This window comes from Pseudomonas sp. RA_15y_Pfl1_P11, assembly GCF_963970975.1.
GTDB lineage: Bacteria > Pseudomonadota > Gammaproteobacteria > Pseudomonadales > Pseudomonadaceae > Aquipseudomonas > Aquipseudomonas tritici.
In genome coordinates, this window is sequence record NZ_CAXAOY010000019.1 from 107,079 (window position 1) to 127,053 (window position 19,975).

A 19,975-nucleotide genomic window follows, 5' to 3' on the forward strand; every position below is an offset into this window, starting at 1 on the left:
ATCAGGCTCTTTTAAAAACGGTAAGTGAGGTCGACGAGCAGGCGCAGATCGCGTTCGCGATCACCGTCATACGTTCGGCTGACCAGGCTCAGGTTGGCGCCGGCTTCCAGGACGTCGTTCCAGCGAATGCGCTGGCCGTAACCGATCAAGCCGACACCGCCGCTGGAGTAATCCTGCTGGCGATAAGTGCCCGCGCCGACCTGGAACTGCTGACTCCACTGGGTCTCGTAACGGTGATAAAGCACATGGTTGACGTTGACGGTGGGCATCACGCCGAAGTCCGACTTCGGGTTGAAGTACAGCGTGTCTTCCTTGCTGTTGCGGCTGGCACTGACTTCCAGGCCTAACTCCACTTGCACCTTGGGCGAGCTGTAGATGCCTTCGCGGCCGGCGAGCAAGGCTTCGAGGCGATCGTTGCCATCGCTGAAGTGCGACGGGCTGACGGTCAGTTTCCATTCGCGGCTTTCATTCGCGCGCCAGCGGATGAAACCGCTGCCGCCATTGGCCGTAATGTCGGTATTGAGCGCCCGCAACGGCGTGGTCGCCGTGAGGTAGTCGAGGCTGCCGCCGTATTGCCAATGGTCATTGATGTCGCGGGCAACCGCTACGCGTGCGCCTTGCTTGGAGCCAAAGCCGTAGGAGTGGTTGGAGACTTCGGCTTCGAGGGTCATGTCACGGGTACGCCGCTCCACGCCCACGCGCTGCCAACGGTGATGGCCGCTGCCTTCGGTAAAGTCGGCGGTGCCGTAGCCGGCACCGGTGAACAGGCGCCAGTCTTCGTCGATGGGCGGCGTGTAGATCACGGTCTCAATGCCCCAGTCGCGGCTGCCCCTGATCGCGCCGGCGTCTGCGTTATTGCTGCCACCGTAGCTTTTACCCGTGTAGGCCTCGACGCGGACTTCGGCCATGTCGTGCACTTTGCGCAGGCGATCGAGGCGCTGGACCTGGCGGTTTTCCGGGGCGCGGGCGACCACGTCATCGGCAAGCAGGTCGAGCTGGCGCCACTCCTGCAGGTCCAGCGCGGTGAAGCCCTGGGACATTTCCACGCCGATGTCGCGCGGGCTCTGGTTTTCGGTTTCCTTGAGTGACGCTTCGGCGCGTCTTGGCCATTCGCGGGCACGGTACATCTCGGCCTGCGCCAAACGCACGCCGATGTTGCCCGGGGCTTTATTGCCCAAGGCTTCCAGGCGCTCTTCGCTGGTCTGCAGGTCATCGCCATAGGTACCGGCCTGGGCCGCCAATTGTTGCGCGTCCGCCCACTCGTCGTTAGGGTCGCCCAAGGGCAGACCCTTGAGTTCAAGCCGCGGTTTCTCGCTGCGCGCCAGGTTGTCGGCGACCGCGCGCGCCTCTGCCACCTGGTCGTTTTCCAGCAAGGCGTAGAACAGGGCGGAACTGTCTTTGACATGATCGCCTGGGTCGGCATCCGCAGCGGTCACCGCCTGGCGATACAGGGGGGCGGCCTTTTCCGGCAGGCGCTGGTCGAGGTAGGCGGCAGCGACCCAGCGCAAGGCGTAGGTCGGCAATTGCACGCCTTCAGCCTTGAGGGCTTCGTACTCGCGAATGACCTCGGCGGTGCGCGCCCGGGCCTTGAGCGCGCCGAGGCGGTCGATGCGCCAAATCATCACGTCGCCCTGGGCGCTGGCGTCGGGGGCCCAGCGGGCGAGCAGTCTGTCGTAGTCCGCGAGCGCGCGGTCGGCGATCACAAAGCGTTCTTTCTCGGTACGCGTGGCGAACTCGGCCATGCGTACGCGCTCGGCGGCCAGGTCGCCTTCGAGGCGACGCTGGGTCACAGGGTCGACCAGCCCCGGGCGCTGGGCCGACAAGCGCAAGGCGGCTTCCGGCAGACGGGCCTTTTGCAGGGCAACGAGGTATTCGCGGGCGACTTCGGGCTTGTCGCCGGCGCGGATAAAGGCCTGGTCGAATTCAAACAGGGCGTCGTAGTTCGAACCCGCACGAGTCAGTGCGTAGCCCAGGGCCATGCGCCGATTGGGATCATCCGGCTTGGCCGCCACCAGAGCGCGTGTGCGTTGCACCGCTTCGCTGACTTTGCCGCCGTCGGCCTGGGTAAGGGCCAGGCCCAGTTGCAGGTCGACATTGTTCGGTTCACGCAACAGCGCTTTGCGATAGACCGCCTCGGCCTGCGCCCACTGCTTCTGGTTGCGATAGGTTCGCGCAACCGTGGCCAGCGCCTGGGCGGTCAAGTTGCGATGCTGGCCCTGTGCCTCGTACACCTTCAGCACTTCGGCACCCTGTCCGGCCCAGCCAGCGATCACCAAGTGGTCGCTGATCTGGCCTGGCGTCTGGCGCTCGGCAGGCAATTGGCGCAGTTGAGTCAGGGCGGGTGTGAAGTTGCCGTTGCGCGCCTGGATGATCAGGGCGTCGTAGGCCGGGTCGGCCATGGCAAAGGTGGGCATCAGCAACTGGCTGCACAAGGTTACCCCGATGAGCAGCCGTAACCGGCCGGAGGCACTGAGTGGGAGGTTTCGCAGCATATCGTGAGCTTCCTTACACACGGAAAGCTGTAGCGATAGGTGGTCCTGAGCGATTTGCATCAGGGTGTCGGCGTCTCGTGACCCGACCTAGCTTTCCTGTATGAACTATCCCTTAGCGGAGAAAGGGGGAGGGAGATTCAGAACAATTGTTCAGAATTGCCTGACCAGTGCCACAAACCAAATGTGGGAACGGGCTTGCTCGCGAAGGCGATGTGTCAGTCAACATCTAGAGTGACTGGTACACCGCGTTCGCGAGCAAGCCCGCTCCCACAGTTTGATTGCATTTCAATCGGGCCGCTTTGCGCGGCCCCGAGGCTTATCGGGCGCCGCTCACTGAGCCAACCTTGGACATCACAAAGCCAATGAACTGCTCGACGGTCATCTTCTGGCCGTTGAAGGTCACTTCATTGTTGGCGTAATGCAGCTTGGACACCACGTCGCTGCCCACCAGGGTCGCCAGTTGTGTGCCAACGGCCATGCCGCTGACCATTTCGCTGGCCATCTGGGATTGCTGCTCGATGGCTTTAGGATCGGTCACACCGCCAAGCTGCGCTTGCAGGGCGGCAACGTCGGCGATCATTGGCTTGGACAGGGTCAGGTTGGCGTCCAGCAGCGCGACCATTTGCTTGCCCAACTCAACCGGCGGCAATTCCATGGAGGTCGGCTTGGCCAGGTCCAGCACCAGGTTGAACTTGCTTTCACCGTGGGTGGTTTTCAGCGACAGGTTTTCCAGCGCCACGTGTGGCTTGGCAGCCAGCAACTGGTCGACGTTGGCTTCAGCCAGGGCCTGCTCAGCCTCAGTCAGTTGCAACTCCGGCACCGGTTGGCCGGCGGCAGCAGCGGCTTGCACCGGCTGCATCTTGTCCTGATACAGCTTGGTCAGCAGCAGGCCAGAGGGCACATCGATGTTTTTCACGCTCAGGGCCATGGCGGCGGAACCCACGGGTTTGCCCTGATAGCCGATCTCGTCGATCTTGTAGTCGACGCGGCCGGCCATGTTGTTGTCTTTGACTTCGCTGGTATCTTTCTGCTCGAAACCCTTGAGGGTCATTACGGCTTTCTGTGGGCCGAAGGTGAGCTTGGTGTCGGTCAGCTCTATCGTGTTCTGCCCGGTGTAGAAGCCGAAGGTGGATTTCTCCAGGTTGCTGGCCACGGTCAGGCCGGCGAATTCAGCGTCGAAGGGTGCGCCATTGGCATCGACCACAGCCAGTTTGAGGCTGTTCATGTAGCCGTCGACCTTGACCTTCTTGCCCTCGGCGGTGCTGTCGAAATCCAGGTTGAGGCCAGAGAAGTTCACCGAAGCCGTCTCGTCCTTGAACGTCAGCGGCAGCAGTTCGAGATTACCGCTCACCGAACGGCTGTAGCCGATATTGGCCACGCCTTTGAGCGGTGACACGTCTTTGGCGGCGGCGAACCATTTCTCAGTGGTGGCGTTCTTTTCCAGCTCGTAGTGACTGGTAGCCATGACCGGTAGCCATTTCAGCGATACCAGGCGCGAGAACGGCAACGGGCCGTGTTCGATATGGTCGACAATCAGCAGCTCGGGGTTCGGGTTCTGCTCGCCGAAGAACGAGCCCTGGCCCTTGAGGCGATAGTGCGCGGTGCTGCTGAACAGGCCACGGTCCAAGGACACCAGCTCCAGGGCAACAGTGCCGTCGACGCCGGCCATGGAACGTTGCAGTTCCTTGTTGGCGTCCTGCACCGCCGTCTGCAGCACGGGCTCCAGCTGCTTACCGGTGTACCAGGCACCGCCTGCACTGACGACGCCAACGGCGACAACGAAACCCAAAAGAACAACGGCTGGCTTATTCATGAAGTGACCTGATCAAATCCTGTGAGAAGTGGGCTGTCTTCCTTGAACCCTGAGGGGTTGGCTCAAGCCCGACGAAAACGGGGGAAGATTAGCATAGGCACCGTAGCAGCGGTCGAGCGCAGCGAGGCCGCATTCGGCTGCGAAGCAGTCGTAAAACCCGGCAACCTGGTTTATCAGAAACCATAAGTGCTGGCTTTACGAGGACTTCGTCCTCGAACGCGGCCTCGTTCTACTCGACCGCTGCTACGTCAGGAGTACTCCAGCTCAATTTCATCGAGTTGGTGGTCGAAGCTCTTCAAGCGCGCCGTCCAGGTGTACACCAGCACCTCAAACTCGCGGTGTATGACCGCATTGCCGGGGGTGTCCGACTTGGGGTCGCAGACGTCCAGCCGATAGCGCTCGCGGGCCATTTGTGTGGCAACGTCGGACAGTTCCCGCGCGTTGTTCAGCCAGTGCCTACCGTCAGCGACCTGCTGATCAAGTGCCACGCACTGTTTTTTCAGGACTTCGAGGCTTTTCTCCAGAGGCGTGCCAGTGAGGTCACCCATGACTTCCTGGAAGGTCCGCCCCGGCTGCCAATAGCTGCCCCAGAAATAGCGGTCGAACACGGTCTCGACCCGGCGCAGGGCGACCTTGGTGTCCCAGATCACCACGCGGGTCTTGCCTTGTTCGAGGAGTTTTTTCTTCACCCGTTGATTCTGGTAAGAGGCCCACGCCACTACGCCAATGGACAGGGTGCCGATCACCAGGCAGGCACTGTCGAGAAACACCATCGCCTTGTCGAGCTGATGGGCGAGCATCACGCCGTAGAAATAGGTCGCCGATAACAACACCAGTGCGAAACACACGCACCAGAAAGCGGGAGCATAAGGGTTTTTCATTATTGGAATCCCCATGAGCAAACGCGAGCAGTGACAGGCGGATCGTCGCGGCGGTCCGCCTGTCAAAGCATAGCTATTCGCTCAGGGTTTGCCGGGTTGTGACGCTTGCGTTCGTCCGCTTTCCCAACCGCCGCCCAGGGCCAGGAACAAATCGATCTGGCTCATGGCAACCTGGGTGTTGGCCGCCGCCAGTTGCGCGCGCACATCGGTGTAGGTGCGGGTGGCTTGCAGGTCGGCCAGGAACGACGCGCGGCCGGCCTGGAAGAAGCGGTGGGTCTGCCCTGCTGCTTCCTTGGCCGATTCGCCGGCTTCGGCCAATGCATCGCGGCGTTGCAGTTGCGCAGTGTACTGCGCCAGGCCGGTCTGGGTTTCGCGGATGGCATTGAGCACCACGCCGTCAAAGTGCGCCAGGGCGCCCTGGGTGGCGGCTTCGGCTTCGTGAACGCGCGCGCGGGCGCCGTTGGTCGGCACTGTCCAACTGATCATGGGGCCAAAGCCCCAACGGTTGGTCGCAGGCTGGCCAAGGTTTTCGAGCAGGCCAACGGTCCCCACCGTGGCGCCAATACTGATATCCGGGTAAAGCGCGCCCGTCGCCACGCCGATCCTCGCGGTGGCGGCGGCCAGTTGACGTTCGGCCTGACGCACATCGGGACGGCGCTTGAGCAACGCCGCGCCATCGCCAACCGGCAGCAATTGGGCGATGTGCGGCAGCTCGGCGCAAGTGCCCGTGCCCGCCGGCAGTTGGTCCACCGGCTTGGCCAACAGCATCGACAGGCGGAACAGCCCGGCCTGGCGCAATGCTTGGTAGCGCGGCATGTCGGCGCGCAAGGATTTGTATTGGGTTTGCGAGCGCGTCACCTGGGTTTCATCGCCACGTCCGGCGTCACGCAGACGCTGGGTGAGCTTAGTGCTTTGGGCCTGCAGGTCGAGGGACTCATTGGCAATCGCCAGCTCTTCGTTCGCGGCGCAGACCTGGGTATAGGAGCGCACGACATCGGCTACCAGGGTGATGCGCGCAATATCAGCAGCCGCCTGGGCCGCATCGGCACTGGCCTGGGCACTTTCGATGCCGCGTTGCAGCGTACCGAACAGATCGAACTGGTAGGACGTGGTGATACCAACGCTGCCAATATTGCCCACCGGGACTTTTTCCGTCAGCAAAAACGCTTCGCCAGACTCTTGCAGACGCTGGGCTTCAGCCTTCGCGCCGAGGCTCCAGCCGCCTGCGGATTCCGCTTGCTGGGTCTGAAAGCGCGCACGCTGCAAGTTCGCAGCCGCCACGCGCAAGTCGGTGTTCGACGCCATCGCCTGGCGCACCAGCTCATCCAGGCGTGGGTCTTTGTACAGTTTCCACCAGTCGGCCGGCACCGGCGCCGACACCACATTGTTGCCCTCCCCAGCGATTTGCCCTTGCAGATCGCCACGGTTGACGGCGGCTTTATCCGGCAGTGCGTAATCCGGGCCCACCACTTGGCAGGCCGACAGCAGCAAACCCAGCGCGGCGCTCGCCAACAGCTGCTTCATGGTTTGTCTCCGTCTTTAACCTTATCGCCGATGATCGAGACAGTCGCCGTACGCCCGGCGATCATGCGGAAGTCCGCTGGCACATCGTCAAACGCAATGCGCACTGGAATCCGCTGGGCCAGGCGCACCCAGCTGAACGCCGGGTTGACGTTGGGCAACAGGTTGGAGCCGCTGCTGCGGTCGCGGTCTTCGATACCGGCGACGATGCTTTGCACATGGCCACGCAGGCGAGCGTTGTCGCCAACCACGCGGATATCCACGCTCATGCCGACATGAATGCCGTCGAGCTTGGTTTCTTCGAAATAGCCATCGATATGGAAGGAATTGCTGTCCACCACCGACAGTACCGGGCGCCCGGCGGTGACGAACTCCTGGGCACGCGGCGCACGGTCGTTGACGTAACCGTCCACGGGGCTGCGGATCACCGAGCGGTCAAGGTTGAGCTGGGCAGAGTCCACCGTCACCTGGGCTTCAGCCAGGGCAGACTGGGCCCGGGCCACGCGCGACTGGCTTTCTTCCAGTTGCTCGCGGGGCACCAGGTTGCCGAGGCCGCGGTTACGCTTGTACTCGCGCTGGGCCTGGGCCAAGGTTTCCTGGCGGTCGGCCACGGCGGCCTGGGCTTGGCGCAGGGCCAGCTTAAAACGGTCCTGATCGACGGCGAACAGCACCTGGCCCTTGGTTACCAACTGGTTGTCGCGCACGTCGACGCGCTGGATCAGCCCGGACACGTCCGGGGCGATCTGCACAATGTCGGCACGGATGTGGCCGTCACGGGTCCAGGGGGCAAACATGTAGTACATGACCATGCGCCACACAACGACGACCGCAAACGTCACGATCAACAGCGTCAGGACGACACGGCCGATGGTCAAAAAAGGTTTTTTCATGTCATCAGGTATCGACTGAGTGAGTCCACCGCGCCCAGCAACAGCGCGTAGAGTCCCACGTTGAACAATGCCCGGTGCCAGACCAGGCGATAGAAGTGGACGCGGGTCAACAACCCGTGCACCACCAGAAACAACACATAAGTAATGCCCATCAGCACCAGCAACGTGGGCAGGAACACCCCGCTGATATCCAGATCACCGATCATAAAGGCGCTCCATCGGGTAGCGGCGCTTGCACCTCGGTGCCGCCAATGAATTCCACGCCCGGCAGCAGGGACAGGCGCAAACCGGCCAGCGCGTGCAGCAGGTGCAGGCGGGTGTCATCTTCGTCTTGCAAACCCTGGCCGTTGAGGGCGCGACGCGTGCGGTCCAGCGTCATCAGCAGACCGCTGGGCGCCGGCAAGCGTTCACCGGCCTTGAGGCACGCCTTGAAGTAACCGCCCACACCTTCCACCACTTGACTGAGCAGCACCCGTGGCACACCGAGGATGCGCGGTGAGTAAGCCAGCAGGTCGAGCAGGTTCAGCGCCACGCGCAAATCGCGCAAGGCGGTGCCGGTGTCCTGGTTAATCAGGGCCAGGCGCGGCAAGTGTTGCATAAGGCGGTCGAGCATTTGCACAGCCATGTGCCGGTGCTCGGCCAGGGTCGCGGGCTCGGTGAGCGTGACGATGTCGCGCCAGCTGAAACGCGTCAGGCGCTTGGCCGCCAGTTCAGCACCGAACGGCCGCGCAATCAGTGTCCACACGAAGGCAAACAGCAAGCCCACCGGCCCAGCCAGGTTGACGTTGGCGAAGTTGAGGAAGTCCGCGTCATAGGCGCCCTGGATGCTGATAAACGACGAGGTATTCACCAGCGTCAGCAGCATGCCCAGGTAAAATCGCGGCTGTACGGTGAGCGTGCCGATGCAGATAAACGGCACGGCAAACGCCAGCACCAGCATCGGGAAGTCATGCAGGTTGGGCAGCACCAAAAACAGATAGAGGCTGGCGAACAACACCGACATGGCGGTCCAGAAAAAGAACCGGTAGATCTGCGGTGCGGGGTCATCCATCGTTGCAAAGAAGCTGCAGGCGACAGCCGCCAGGATCACTGCGCTGCCGCCGTCGGTCCAACCCAGCAAAATCCACAGCACCGAAGCAACGATGATCGCGGTGACGGTGGAGAACGCCGAGTAGAACATCAGGCCACGGTCGAGGAACGGCGTGAGCCGGCCCAGGCGCCAGTGGCGGTAGACCGCGCGCCAACTGTCCTGGCTTTCACATTGGATGGCGGCTTGCAGGCTACGGCAGTCTTGCCACAGGTCGATCCATTCACCCAAACGGTACAGCGCATTGGAGAACAGCAGCGTGTGGCGATCGTCCAGCGCTTTGCCGTGGGGTTGCAGGGCATCGACCTGATCACGCAGGGCGCGCCAGCTGTCCATCGGCGCGCTGTCCTGGGTGTTTTCCAGCCACTGGCGGGTCGCTTCCAGCAACGGCGTGATTTTATCCAGGAACTCCGGCGCGCGATGCTCGATGGCATACAGCGCATCGTCGAGTGCATCCACCACTGGCAGCAGGTGAATCATGCGCCCGCGCAGCTCTTTGGTATTACGCACCGTCTGCGGCCTTGCGCCTTCGTGGGGCAACTGGCCGATCATCAGTTCGAGGGTGTTGAAAGTGGCGACCATACCGCCGCGCAACGTGCTGATTTCTTCAGGCTCAACGTTGCGGGTCAGAAAGCGCTGGCTATAAACCTGGGCGTCGGCAAACCATTTGGTCACCGAGCCATCGAACACCGGCATGAGACGGCGCGGCCAGAACATCGCGCCCACCACCGCCGCGACTACGATGCCGAGGAAGATTTCTTCGGTACGCGCTTCGGCCACATCCCACACAGCCAGGGGGTTATCCACAACCGGCAAGGCGATCAGCGGCAAGGTGTAGCCGGCGAGCATCAAGGCGTAGTTGTTGGCGGTGCGCAGGTGCATGGACAGAAACAGCAAAGTGCCCGTCCACAAGGCAATCACCACCACCAGCATGTAAGGCGACTGCACGAACATCGGCACGAAAATCACCGCCGCCGCTGCGCCCATGAAGGTGCCGATGGCGCGGTACAGTGCTTTGGAACTGGTAGGGCCGACAAACGGGCTTGAGACGATATACACCGTGGCCATCGCCCAATACGGACGCGGCATCTGCATCAGCATGGCGATATATAACGCGACCATCGACGCCGCGAAGGTACGTACCCCATAGAACCAGTCACGGGCGGGCGGAAAACCGGTAAAAAATCCGTTCAAAGCGTCGCCGCCTCGAAGGCGCGCAACACACGCAGCGCGGCTTCCAGATCGTTGGGGGCGATATCCGCCAGTACGTCCTTACGCAGACGCACCAGTTGCGCCTCCACCGCTTGCACCAGCTCACGGCCGCGCTCGGTGAGGCTCAAGGACTTGGCGCGACGGTCGTGGACGTCTTCTGTGCGGCACACGTAGCCGTCGGTGCACAGCCGGTCGAGCAGGCGCACCAGCGACGGGCTTTCCATGCCCGAGGCCTGGGCCACTTTGACCTGGTGCACGCCATCGCCCAAGCGGCCGATCATCAAGAGCGGCACGGCGCAGGCTTCGGAGATGCCGTAGCTCACCAGCGTGGTCTGGCAGATTTTGCGCCAGTGACGGGCGCCCACCACCATGCTGCTGCTGAGGTTCATCTGGAGTTGTTCGAGGGATTGAGGCACTGGATAGTTCGCATACAGTTAGTTTGCTAACTATCAATATGGTGGATGAGACCATATGCGTCAAGTTTTGAAACAATTTAGTGATGGGTGGTGGGCGGTGTGGGTGGAGAAAGCGTGCCTGAGCGCGGACGAGCCATTTGAATCGCTGCAAACCCCATGTGGGAGCTGGCTTGCCTGCGATGGCGGTGGTCAAGTCGAGGTAGATGTCGACTGACACTCCGCTATCGCAGCATAAGTATCTACACATTTTCACTGTGATAGTGCGTAGCAGCTGTCGAGCCCCAGCGAGGCTGCGTTTGCGGCCTGTCTGACACACCGCTGACGCAGCCTCGCCGGGGCTCGACAGCTGCTACGCCGGGGGATGGCTAAAGATGTGTAGATACCTATGGCTATCGCAGGCAAGCCAGCTCCCACATTTAGATCAGCGTTGGTTTCAGGCTTGCTGTTCGGCTTGCCCGTCCAGTCGGCGCTGGATTTCACTCATCATGTCCAGGCCATCGCGCAGCGAGACCAGTGCGGCCGTGACCAAATGATGCAGGTTCTGGCTGTCCGCTTTGGCGGTGAGGGTTTCCAACAGCTCTGTGCCAATACGGATGCGACTGCGCGCCGTTTCGTGGAGCAGGTGCGAGGGGGCGAAGATGTTGAAGGCCAGGACCGGAACGCTGGTGAGATTGGTTTGAAACGGTTTGTATTGGTCCATCGATAAAACCTCACAGATAATGGTTTGAACCACTCGCTCTCGTCGCCAAACAAGAAAAGGTGGCAGCTGTACGCAGGTTGGCGAACCGGTTATCTGTGAAACCCGGCAGATCCGAAGATCTCCCGCGTACAGCCGCCATAGAACCCTGCGCCTTCATCCAAAGATGAGAATGATATGTGTGAGGTCATAATTTTCAATTTCAGCGCGAGGGATCGGGCGTTTCATGCTGTGTCCAGAGGGAGGAATCAGCGCGTGTTAATAGCGGACTCCTCACTCTGCTCACTATCATCCACCTCCGTTTAGTCGGTAGGAAATTTCCCAGCTTCGTACATAGCGCGCTGGGCCTCTTCCTCAATAAACTCAAACACCTCCTCGGGCACGCTGTACTGAAACTGCTTGCGCCGATGCTTGGAAACCTTGCCCTCGTTGTCCAGACACATCATCACCAGCTTCGACAGATCACTACCCCGCACGTCGAAGCGCTGATTCACGGCCTTGATCACCCGGTCATAACGGTCGAGAAATTCTGTCTCTTCGCGCAGTTCCACCTCCAGCGCGCGCCGGGCCATTTGCAGGGTGAATTCGACGCAGCGCGTTGCATCCCAATAGCGGTAAATCGACGGGTGGCCGATAAAATCGAAGGCCATTTGTTCGCCGTCCAGCCAGATGACGTTCCAGAATTCTCGCGTCGCCAGGGAGAACGCCTTGAGTGCCTCCAGATAGGCGTGTTCTTCGTGCTTCATCGCGACGGAGACAGGCAGCAGTAAGCCGTGTTCCAGTGCGCCGTAGTGGCATAGCGTCTGGTGGATCAAGAAGCGGGACAGCCGACCGTTGCCATCCATGAACGGGTGCAGGAATACGAAGCCAAACGCGGTGACGGCCGCAGCTACGAGAGGATCAACCTCGCGCACAGGTTGATTGGCGAACGCCATCAGCTCTTCCATCAGCTCCTGGCACAGCTCAGGAGAGGGCGGTACGTAGCTGACACCCGCCGCGCCGCGCAGGCCATTGTGCAGGTGGTTCTGTTCGTGGCGAAACGCGACGGCTTTGTCGAAGGGGTTGGAAACAGTGCTGTTTTGCAGCTCGACCAGATAATCCTCGGTCAGCAGCCTGCCTTCGTGGGCCTGACGTAACAGCTGGACGAAGCGCCGGGACTTTTCCTCGCTGGGTTGTTCTTTTTCGATGGCGAACGAGTCGCGGGTTTCATGCAGGTAAGCCCACTGGATCGCGCGGTCCATCATTTCGGGAGGTAGGGTGGCCATGAAGGATTTGGCGCGCCCCAAGATATCGACGCTCAGCAGAGTGTCGATTTCTGGCGTACGCTCGACCGTCGCGCAATAAGCCAAAGAGCCCAAACCATTGAAGTCGATGCGCCAACGGGAATTTCGCGTCGACGGGCCCGTCACGTAGCGCTGCGGATCAAACAGTGGAGACACACGACTGTTGATCGGTTTGCTGTAATCCAGCCGTTGAAGGGTCAGCCCCTCCCAGAGGTAGCACACCTTGCGGATGAACACGCCGTTAGGGGCTTTTTCCAGTTCTTGCAGCAGTTGCTCGGCAGTGACGGCTTCCAGCGCCTGAGCCAGGATGCCGAGGTTGATACCTTCATGCTTGAGGGCAAAAAGAATATGGTCGAGCACTGAGTCAGCCGACGGTGCAACAGCGTGAGGTACCGCCAGGCAATCACCGATCGTCGAAATCCGAGTGACAGGCTTAATCATCGCTGCGCGGGCAGGCGCGATGGCTTTTAACCCGAGAGATCGATGGAGATGGGCATAGCCAACCAGAGACATCGCGCAACCTCAGAAAAAGTTCACTTACGCGATTAAAGCCCAGTTTTTTTCAACCCTCATCAGTTTTTTTCAACTTTCAGCGTTTTTTCTAAATTTTTTGCACCTCTCGCCCACCCCGCAACATCAGATTCAACTCATCCACCACCACCGCCCAATCCGCATCCTCTAGAATCTCCTCACGTAAAAACGCTCTCTGGCTATCGGTCCAAAAAAACGCATCCGCCAATTTCAACTCCGGTTTGAGCGGCGAATGAACCGCCACGAACCTCTCAATACTCACCGGGTCATTCTCCAGACCCAGCTGTTTGAACAGTGACGGCAAACTATGCACGGGCGATTCCATGACGGGCTCCTGCGATGAAAGAATTAACCCAGTCTAGCGACAGCCCTCAGGTTGCGCCGACGGTACGTTGCACAACACAAACAACCTAGCCCTGGCGCCGCCGCCATCCTGGCGACTGAGTTCGCGCCAGCCCTCTGGCAGCGGGGCGAAATCATCCGGTGCTTCGTTGCTGCTGATCAGCCACACGCGGCGGGTGTCAGCGGGCAGTGCCGACAGATGGTCGAGATAGATGCGCCCGCCGTCCTGGTCGACCAAGGTACCGAAGCCATACGCGTTCGGCCGAGTGGGCGTGCCGTCGGGTTTGGGCGGTGTGTAGAGCTGCAATTGGGCGTCGGTCTGGTCGTAATACACGTAGCTGAGGTACCACATCATGTCGCTGAGGACGATGCGGTCGTCTTGCTGGTAGTTGCGGTTGACGAATGCCACCGGCACGTTGAACTGGTCGTGCTCATCCACGGCAAAGTTGTTCTTCAACCCCACCAGTTCGACGCCGACAAATAGCACAAACAGCGCCACCCCCAGCAGTGAAAACCGCGACGGCAGGCGGTCGATAGCCATCGCCACAAGAATCGGCAAGCCCAAGGCGTATACCGTCAGGTAGCGCTCGATAAACACTGGGGATACAAATGACACGCCGTAGACCAGCAGCAGTGGCAACAGGAAAAACAGCGCCAGCAGGCTGGCCGGTCGATAGCGTTCGCGATCTTGCCAAGCGGTGATCACAACAGTCACCAGCAGCAGCGGAAACAGCCAGAACAACGGCGACCAGAAGCCAACGCCTTCATCCTGGAGCACGAATTGCCAGATCATCGAAGGCAGGGAGAACAGGCTGACCGGTTCTTCCCAGCCTATGTCGCCGCCCACCTTGAGCTGTTCGACGTGTTGCACCAAGTCCAGCAGGTTCGGCAGCCAAGGCAGGTACAACAGCACAATCGCGGCGTTAGCCACCCACCATGCCGGGCGTGTGATCAGGCGCTGGTCTCGCGGCGCCGTACCCCAAAGCACACCCAGATAGGCCCAATGCACAAGCACGCACAGCGCCGTGAAGTAATGGGTGTAGAAACCAGCACTCATCAACACGGCATAGGCCGCCAGATAACGCGTGCGCTCGGGTTGACGCACCCAATAGACCAGCGCCAGCGTGGCGCCCAGCAACCACACGCCCAGTAGCGAATACATGCGTACTTCCTGGCTGTAGCGCACCGCCGTGGGTAATAGCGCCAGCAGAATGCCCGCCAGCACTGCCGCACGCCGGGTGGACAATTGCTGCGTCAGCCAGACGCCCAGGCCCACGGCGACTACACCGGGGACGGCGCTCATGCTGCGAATCGACCAGATGCTGTCGCCGAACAGCTCAATCCAGCCGCGCAGCAGAAAAAAATACAGCGGCGGGTGCACATCGTGCGCCGCGTGGAACCACAGGTCGGCCGCGGCGTATTCGCTGAGCAACAGGCTGGAGCCTTCGTCGCCCCAGATCGCCGCCGCCGTCAGGTTGTAAAAACGCAGGGCCATGGCCAGCGCCAGAATCGGCACCCACCAGAGTCGGCTGAACCAACCGGCACCGTCCCAAGAGAGGCGGTTGAGTGCGGGTAACGTCCCGACCTTTTCGTTTTGCTCTACCACAGACCGACGCACCTAGATTTCCCTGCCCTTGATTGCCTAACTGCAAACATCGCCACTCTAGGACAAAAGCCCCTGATTCGCTTCTATGACCCGACAAATCGGCAATTTGTGCAGGGCTTCTCCGAAGCGACCGTAGGAACACGCTATTATCGCCCTCCTCCAAGGACTCAGGATCAAGGACACGTCATGCGCATCGGTTTTCTGTCACCCCTGGCACTGGCACTGCTCGCGGGTATGACCCTACAGGCCCAGGCCAGCTCCGACGACTCGTGCTACCCCGATTGGCGGGTCTCGCGTGACAGTCTCGACGCGTGCAGCAACCAACCCTTCCTCAACCCGGGCAACGACAGCCGCGTCAACCTGCGCCTGCTGCTGGCGGACAAAAAGGCTGCGCCCCTGGCGCCCAATGCCTTGAGCGAAGACGACCTGGCCCAGGGCTTTGGCCCGGTGCCTTTCCCGGTCTATCGACTGGCGCCTTTGCGCAGCACAAACGAAGAACCCGACAACAAGCCGGACGACTCGCGCACCGCCGAACTCGATACGCTGCTTCAGCCTCTGGGCATCAAGCGCGACGAGTATAAAACCGCCGGTGAAGCGTTCCTCAATGGCGAGGGCAGCCGCTGCCGCAGCAACGACGATGACAGTGCCACCGCATTTATCAGCCAGGTGATCAAGGCTGACATGCCGGCGGCCGAGCGCGAGGTGCTGGTGAAGGCGCGTTTGCAGGTGCTCACCGCCTGCTCCTGGGACGGCCAAGTGGTGGACGCTCAGCAGATCCAGTCCGCCGACGGCCAACTGTTTCGCACTTACCTGCAGGCCGCCGCCGACTTCTACAGCGGTCGTTTCAGTGACGCTGAACGCGGTTTTGCCGCTGCCAGCAGCAGCAATGTGCCTTGGCTGCAGGAAACCGCGCTGTACATGACCGCCCGCACTGCTTTGAACCAGGCCCAGGCTGAAGCCTTCGACGAATACGGCATGCCGCGTCTTAAGCTTGTGGATAAGTCCGCCCTGAGCGATGCCGAAGAAGGATTCCTCACCTACCTGAAAACTTATCCACAGGGCGATTACGTGGCCTCCGCCCGTGGCCTTTTGCGCCGCGTGTATTGGCTGGCGGGTGACAACACCAAGCTCGCCGAGGCCTACGCCTGGGCGATGACTCAGGCGACTGATGCGCAGCGCAATGTGTCGGTGGACGAACTGGTGGAGGAGGTCGACCTCAAGCTATTGATGGTTAATAGCCAGACCGTCACCACGCCGATGATCCAGCTTGTCAGCGACCTGATGCTGATGCGCGGCGGCCACCAGCGCGCCCTTTCCCGCGCCGATTTGGAGAAGCAAAAAGCCGCATTCGCCAGCGCGCCGCAGCTGTACGACTACTTGCTGGCCGTGTGTGCGTTGTACATCGAGCATCAGCCGGACGCCGCCTTGAAACAGTTGCCCCAGAGCGTGCCGTCGAGCCTGAATTACTTCGCCTTCAGCCAACAGACCCTGCGCGCCCTGGCCCTGGAAGCCAAGCAAGACTGGAAAGGCGCCGAAGCACTATGGTTGCAACTGCTGCCCCTGGCGAAAATGCCGCTGCAACGCGACCAGCTTGAGCTGGCGTTGGCGATGAACTACGAGCGCAGCGGCCAGTTGGCCAAAGTGTTCGCCGCCGATTCGCCGATCAGCGCCAAGCAGGTGCGCTACATTCTGCTGCGCAACGTTGCAGGCCCTGAGCTGTTGCGCCAGCAGATCGCCCAGGCCAGCGACCCGCTGGAACGCCAGACCGCGCAATTCGTGCTGCTCTACAAAGACCTGCTGCGCGGCCAGTACGCGACATTCGCCGAGGACCTCAAGCAACTGCCGGTCGCGGCCCCTGAAGATAAGCTGGGTACCAGCTTGGGCTACGTCTACAGCGCCAGCCAGACCTTGAAGCTGTTCCAGTGGAATGGCGATAAAGCCGAATCCGGCTACGCCTGCCCAACCATCACGCAAACCGCCGCTATCCTGCAAAACGACGCGAAACATCCACAGGGCCTGAACTGCCTGGGTGAATTCATCCTGCGTAACGGCCTGGACGGTATGCCATTGGAGCAGGCGCGCGCCGCCGGCAGCCTGGGCAGCACCGCATCGGACTTCAAGGGTGAAACCTTCTCGCGCCTGGACGGCTACAAACAGGTGATCGGCAATGCCAAGGCGCCGAAGAATGACAGGGCCTACGCGCTGTTTCGCGCCATCAACTGCTACGGGCCGTCCGGCTACAACAGTTGCGGCGGGCACGACGTTGAACCTGCCGTGCGCAAAGCCTGGTTCCGCCAGCTCAAAAGCAGCTTCGGTGACACCCAATGGGGCAAGTCGCTGCAGTACTACTGGTGAAACACCTGTGGCTAGGCTTGCTGTTACTGGCAAGCCCGGCCTTCGGCGCCGTCGACGCCCGCGACTATGACGCCTTTTGGCTGTGGAGCGGCGTCACCCCTCAACCGGTGCTCAAGCAGGCCAAAACCCTGTACATCCTTCAGGGCCAGATCAACTCCACCCGCCGCACGTCAGGGCGCGGCGTGCAGATGATCGCCCAGGGCATCAGCGTGCCGCGCATCACCCAGGGTGAAATCTGGATCGTCTACCGCGCCCACACCCTGCATTGGCCCGAACCGGTCTACCGCCAACTGCTCGGCCAAGTGCAACGCTGGCGCGACGCTGGCAACCCGGTCGTCGGCATCCAGATCGACTTCGACGCCCGCACCCAATACCTGCACGAATACGCCGACTTCCTGCGCGACCTGCGCCAACGCCTGCCGGCCGACCTGCGCTTGAGCATCACTGGCCTGATGGATTGGAGCAGCAACGCCGACCCGGCCGCCATCGCGCAACTCAAAGGCGTGGTGGATGAAGTGGTGGTGCAGACCTATCAAGGGCGCCACAGCATTCCGGACTACGCGGCGTATCTGCCACGGATAAATCGACTGGGACTGCCGTTCAAGATCGGGCTGATTCAAGGCGGGACGTGGGAGGAACCTGGGTATTTGCAAGGGAGTGAGTGGTTTCGGGGGTATGTGGTTTTTTTGCAGAACCCTTGAAACGCTCCCCCTCAACCGGCGCCCCACACCACGCCTGTCACAACCCACCCCCCTCCCAGCAGCCCAACCACTATTCCAATCCAATTGGCGCTCGTGAGATGCGTATTTCCCGCCCCGTCGGGGTCCTGCTCCAAATGATTAATCGCATCTTGCAACTGCAACGCCAGCGCGACCTGCAACATTGCGATGCAGGCAACTACAGCGAGTGCGGCGAACGGTGAGAGCAGCCACAACACCGTGAAGGGCAAACACCCGCACAGAAAAATCGTCACCGCCAGGCAACGTGGCCACCAGTGGTAGGCAGATTCGCCCTGCTCCAGTTCACGCATCACGCTGAGGATCAGCGAACAGAAATAGCACGCCGGAAATAGCACCCGAACCCAGGTCCATAGCCTCTTGCCGGTGGCCCGCTGATAAAACGTCCATTGTCGGTAGAGCCAGTAGACGAAGTAGCCGCCCAGCGTCAGCAGCATCATGACGAGGAATTTGCGCGGGGCCACGACCAGAAACATCGGTTCACGAACCGGCATCCAGCTCAGGCTGGAGCGCGGTGCGGCATAGGGATTTTCGGCGATGGGCATGGGCAGTATCTCGCGAGGGTTGCCAGCCGAAAGCTAACGCTCGCAAGACGTTCAAGGTTCACACCCCACTCAATCAGGAGGCCTCCTACAACCGATTACCTACCAGTCGTAGGTCAGGCTCGACACCACTGCGCGCCTTTCCCCGTAGTAGCAATCCAGATTAGTGGTGCACTTAGATACGTAGGTTTTGTTAGTGAGGTTCTGCACGTTCATCGCCAGTTTCACGCCTTTGGGTTTAAGCGGCGAACGGCTCAGGTCGTAGCTCAGGCTGGCGTCGTAGACGCTGTAGGATGGCACGTTGAAGGCGCCTTCGTAGTAGTCGCCCAGGCTTTGGCGCGCGTAGCGTACGCCCAGGCCTGCGCCGAGACCGGCCAACGGGGTGTCGCGAATGACCAGCGCTTAGCTGCCTGTACTGCAATTTCCCGATCGATAGCAGGCGAGTTGAACCTGGGTGCGTAAGACCCGATAGAGGCTGGCTGTGGGTGCTCAGAGCGTTATGTTGAAGCGCTTACAAGCCGAAACTGTGCGCGTTTGACAAGCCTATGGTCAGTCTCTAGTGTGCATTGGATCCAATTAGCCATGCCCATTCTAATAAGGAGCATAAGGTAACCGTGACGCAGAAGCCGACCCCTTTGAACAGCATCAAGATCAGCGGAACGATCCCCGCCCATCTCGCTCGCTCCGTGATTGAAGAAACCTTGCGCAATGCCATCTTGGACGGTCGGTTGCCCTGCGGTACCGCCATGCGCCAACAGGAATTGGCCAGCCTGTTCGGGGTTAGCCGCATGCCGGTGCGCGAAGCTTTGCGCCAGCTGGAAGCCCAGTCACTGCTGCATGTGGTGACCCACAAGGGCGCTGTCGTCGCGCCGTTGATCGAGGATAACTCGGCCGAAACCTATGAACTGCGAATGTTGCTGGAGTCTGAAGCGCTGCGCTCGTCCATCCCTTTGCTCACTGAAACCGATATCGCTGAGGCGGACGCCATCATCGTCGCTTTGGAGCAGGAAAAAGACTACACCGAGATTGGTCGCCTCAATCGGCTGTTTCACATGGCCCTGTATAGCAAGGCCCCGAACCAGCGGCTGCTCAAGTTGGTCGAGCACGGTTTGAACGAGGAGGAGCGTTTCCTGCGTTACAACCTTGAGGCCATGGGGCTGGGCCAGACGTCCCAGGAAGATCACCGCGAACTGCTGAGCCTGGTAGCACAGAAAAAAACCGAAGAAAGCATCCTGACGCTGCGCAATCACTTGATGCGAGGCATGGAGGTAATCACGGCATACCTCAATGGCCTGGATGCCGGCGACAAAAAAGGCACGCAATAGGGCTTTCAGCTTTCCTGTCTCGATCTTGCAGTGTTGCGGGGTTCCCTAACTAACGGTTAGTACCCCGCCCCGACGAAACTTCCCACCTTCAATAAAGGTACTAACTTACAGCCAATATTATTTAGAAAAACTTCTAACACATTTGTATGCTCGCCAAGTTGTTCAACCCGCTTATCATCTTTTATTACTAAACCAGACACTTCATTCGACGCGGCAGTCGCCTCATCAGAAGCGCCCTGCACGCG

The 19,975-nt window shown here is 60.6% G+C and carries 16 protein-coding genes and 1 pseudogene; 3 read left to right on the top strand and 14 right to left on the bottom strand.

Annotated elements, in window-relative coordinates; translation table 11 throughout:
* Positions 1–11: 11 nt before the first annotated feature.
* The 12 genes from pgaA to AACY44_RS22265 all read right to left on the bottom strand — a co-directional run bounded on the left by pgaA (position 12) and on the right by AACY44_RS22265 (position 14,783).
* Complete coding sequence (gene pgaA, locus AACY44_RS22210; protein WP_339531065.1) at positions 12–2,492, bottom strand: poly-beta-1,6 N-acetyl-D-glucosamine export porin PgaA; 2,481 nt, start codon at positions 2,490–2,492, stop codon at positions 12–14.
* Between the two features lie 316 nt (positions 2,493–2,808).
* A complete protein-coding gene (locus AACY44_RS22215; protein ID WP_339421188.1) occupies positions 2,809–4,305 on the bottom strand; it encodes a YdgA family protein in 1,497 nt (498 codons plus the stop codon).
* 248 nt (positions 4,306–4,553) lie between these two features.
* Positions 4,554–5,186 carry an NADH:ubiquinone oxidoreductase subunit N gene (locus AACY44_RS22220; RefSeq protein WP_339421190.1) on the bottom strand — a complete coding sequence of 211 codons (633 nt, stop codon included), beginning with the start codon at positions 5,184–5,186 and terminating at the stop codon, positions 4,554–4,556.
* 81 nt (positions 5,187–5,267) lie between these two features.
* The gene (locus AACY44_RS22225) at positions 5,268–6,710 is read right to left on the bottom strand and encodes an efflux transporter outer membrane subunit (RefSeq protein ID WP_339421192.1); all 1,443 of its coding nucleotides are present in this window, start codon (positions 6,708–6,710) and stop codon (positions 5,268–5,270) included.
* Complete coding sequence (locus AACY44_RS22230) at positions 6,707–7,597, bottom strand: efflux RND transporter periplasmic adaptor subunit (protein WP_339421194.1); 891 nt, start codon at positions 7,595–7,597, stop codon at positions 6,707–6,709. Before AACY44_RS22230 ends, AACY44_RS22225 begins: the two co-directional genes overlap by 4 nt.
* Positions 7,594–7,803, bottom strand: a complete 210-nt coding sequence (locus AACY44_RS22235; protein ID WP_012721577.1) for a DUF1656 domain-containing protein — start codon at positions 7,801–7,803, stop codon at positions 7,594–7,596. Before AACY44_RS22235 ends, AACY44_RS22230 begins: the two co-directional genes overlap by 4 nt.
* Positions 7,800–9,878: an FUSC family protein gene (locus tag AACY44_RS22240; protein ID WP_339421196.1), complete on the bottom strand. Its 2,079-nt coding sequence runs from the start codon at positions 9,876–9,878 to the stop codon at positions 7,800–7,802. Before AACY44_RS22240 ends, AACY44_RS22235 begins: the two co-directional genes overlap by 4 nt.
* Complete coding sequence (locus AACY44_RS22245; protein WP_065872815.1) at positions 9,875–10,285, bottom strand: MarR family winged helix-turn-helix transcriptional regulator; 411 nt, start codon at positions 10,283–10,285, stop codon at positions 9,875–9,877. The genes AACY44_RS22240 and AACY44_RS22245 overlap by 4 nt, the downstream gene beginning before the upstream one ends.
* A 460-nt stretch (positions 10,286–10,745) precedes the next feature.
* Entirely contained in the window at positions 10,746–11,012 is a 267-nt protein-coding gene (locus AACY44_RS22250; RefSeq protein WP_339428489.1) for a hypothetical protein, read from the bottom strand.
* 299 nt (positions 11,013–11,311) lie between these two features.
* Positions 11,312–12,805 carry a Fic family protein gene (locus AACY44_RS22255; protein ID WP_339437478.1) on the bottom strand — a complete coding sequence of 498 codons (1,494 nt, stop codon included), beginning with the start codon at positions 12,803–12,805 and terminating at the stop codon, positions 11,312–11,314.
* 88 nt (positions 12,806–12,893) lie between these two features.
* Complete coding sequence (locus tag AACY44_RS22260) at positions 12,894–13,148, bottom strand: DUF2789 domain-containing protein (protein ID WP_339421236.1); 255 nt, start codon at positions 13,146–13,148, stop codon at positions 12,894–12,896.
* A 33-nt stretch (positions 13,149–13,181) separates the two neighbouring features.
* Positions 13,182–14,783: a glycosyltransferase family 39 protein gene (locus AACY44_RS22265; RefSeq protein ID WP_339428491.1), complete on the bottom strand. Its 1,602-nt coding sequence runs from the start codon at positions 14,781–14,783 to the stop codon at positions 13,182–13,184.
* A 174-nt stretch (positions 14,784–14,957) separates the two neighbouring features.
* Here AACY44_RS22265 and AACY44_RS22270 point away from each other — a divergent pair, with 174 nt between their 5' ends.
* Entirely contained in the window at positions 14,958–17,126 is a 2,169-nt protein-coding gene (locus AACY44_RS22270; protein WP_339531069.1) for an outer membrane assembly lipoprotein YfiO, read from the top strand.
* Positions 17,123–17,827: a DUF3142 domain-containing protein gene (locus tag AACY44_RS22275; protein ID WP_339531079.1), complete on the top strand. Its 705-nt coding sequence runs from the start codon at positions 17,123–17,125 to the stop codon at positions 17,825–17,827. The genes AACY44_RS22270 and AACY44_RS22275 overlap by 4 nt, the downstream gene beginning before the upstream one ends.
* A gap of 11 nt (positions 17,828–17,838) precedes the next feature.
* Here the strand turns inward: AACY44_RS22275 and AACY44_RS22280 are convergent, their stop codons facing one another.
* A complete protein-coding gene (locus AACY44_RS22280) occupies positions 17,839–18,408 on the bottom strand; it encodes a hypothetical protein (RefSeq protein ID WP_339531071.1) in 570 nt (189 codons plus the stop codon).
* 99 nt (positions 18,409–18,507) lie between these two features.
* Positions 18,508–18,801 (bottom strand): annotated as a pseudogene (locus tag AACY44_RS22285) (TonB-dependent receptor domain-containing protein); the annotation flags it as partial.
* A gap of 218 nt (positions 18,802–19,019) precedes the next feature.
* Here AACY44_RS22285 and AACY44_RS22290 point away from each other — a divergent pair.
* Positions 19,020–19,730: a GntR family transcriptional regulator gene (locus tag AACY44_RS22290; RefSeq protein WP_339421229.1), complete on the top strand. Its 711-nt coding sequence runs from the start codon at positions 19,020–19,022 to the stop codon at positions 19,728–19,730.
* Positions 19,731–19,975 lie beyond the last annotated feature (245 nt).

Excerpts from the sequence above, each read along its gene's own strand:
- AACY44_RS22255 (WP_339437478.1), bottom strand. The coding sequence starts at position 12,805 with ATGTCTCTGGTTGGCTATGCCCATCTCCATCGATCTCTCGGGTTAAAA.
- AACY44_RS22250 (WP_339428489.1), bottom strand. The coding sequence starts at position 11,012 with ATGGACCAATACAAACCGTTTCAAACCAATCTCACCAGCGTTCCGGTC.
- pgaA (WP_339531065.1), bottom strand. The coding sequence starts at position 2,492 with ATGCTGCGAAACCTCCCACTCAGTGCCTCCGGCCGGTTACGGCTGCTC.
- AACY44_RS22215 (WP_339421188.1), bottom strand. The coding sequence starts at position 4,305 with ATGAATAAGCCAGCCGTTGTTCTTTTGGGTTTCGTTGTCGCCGTTGGC.
- AACY44_RS22230 (WP_339421194.1), bottom strand. The coding sequence starts at position 7,597 with ATGAAAAAACCTTTTTTGACCATCGGCCGTGTCGTCCTGACGCTGTTG.
- AACY44_RS22235 (WP_012721577.1), bottom strand. The coding sequence starts at position 7,803 with ATGATCGGTGATCTGGATATCAGCGGGGTGTTCCTGCCCACGTTGCTG.
- AACY44_RS22280 (WP_339531071.1), bottom strand. The coding sequence starts at position 18,408 with ATGCCCATCGCCGAAAATCCCTATGCCGCACCGCGCTCCAGCCTGAGC.
- AACY44_RS22260 (WP_339421236.1), bottom strand. The coding sequence starts at position 13,148 with ATGGAATCGCCCGTGCATAGTTTGCCGTCACTGTTCAAACAGCTGGGT.
- AACY44_RS22270 (WP_339531069.1), top strand. The coding sequence starts at position 14,958 with ATGCGCATCGGTTTTCTGTCACCCCTGGCACTGGCACTGCTCGCGGGT.
- AACY44_RS22225 (WP_339421192.1), bottom strand. The coding sequence starts at position 6,710 with ATGAAGCAGCTGTTGGCGAGCGCCGCGCTGGGTTTGCTGCTGTCGGCC.
- AACY44_RS22220 (WP_339421190.1), bottom strand. The coding sequence starts at position 5,186 with ATGAAAAACCCTTATGCTCCCGCTTTCTGGTGCGTGTGTTTCGCACTG.
- AACY44_RS22245 (WP_065872815.1), bottom strand. The coding sequence starts at position 10,285 with ATGAACCTCAGCAGCAGCATGGTGGTGGGCGCCCGTCACTGGCGCAAA.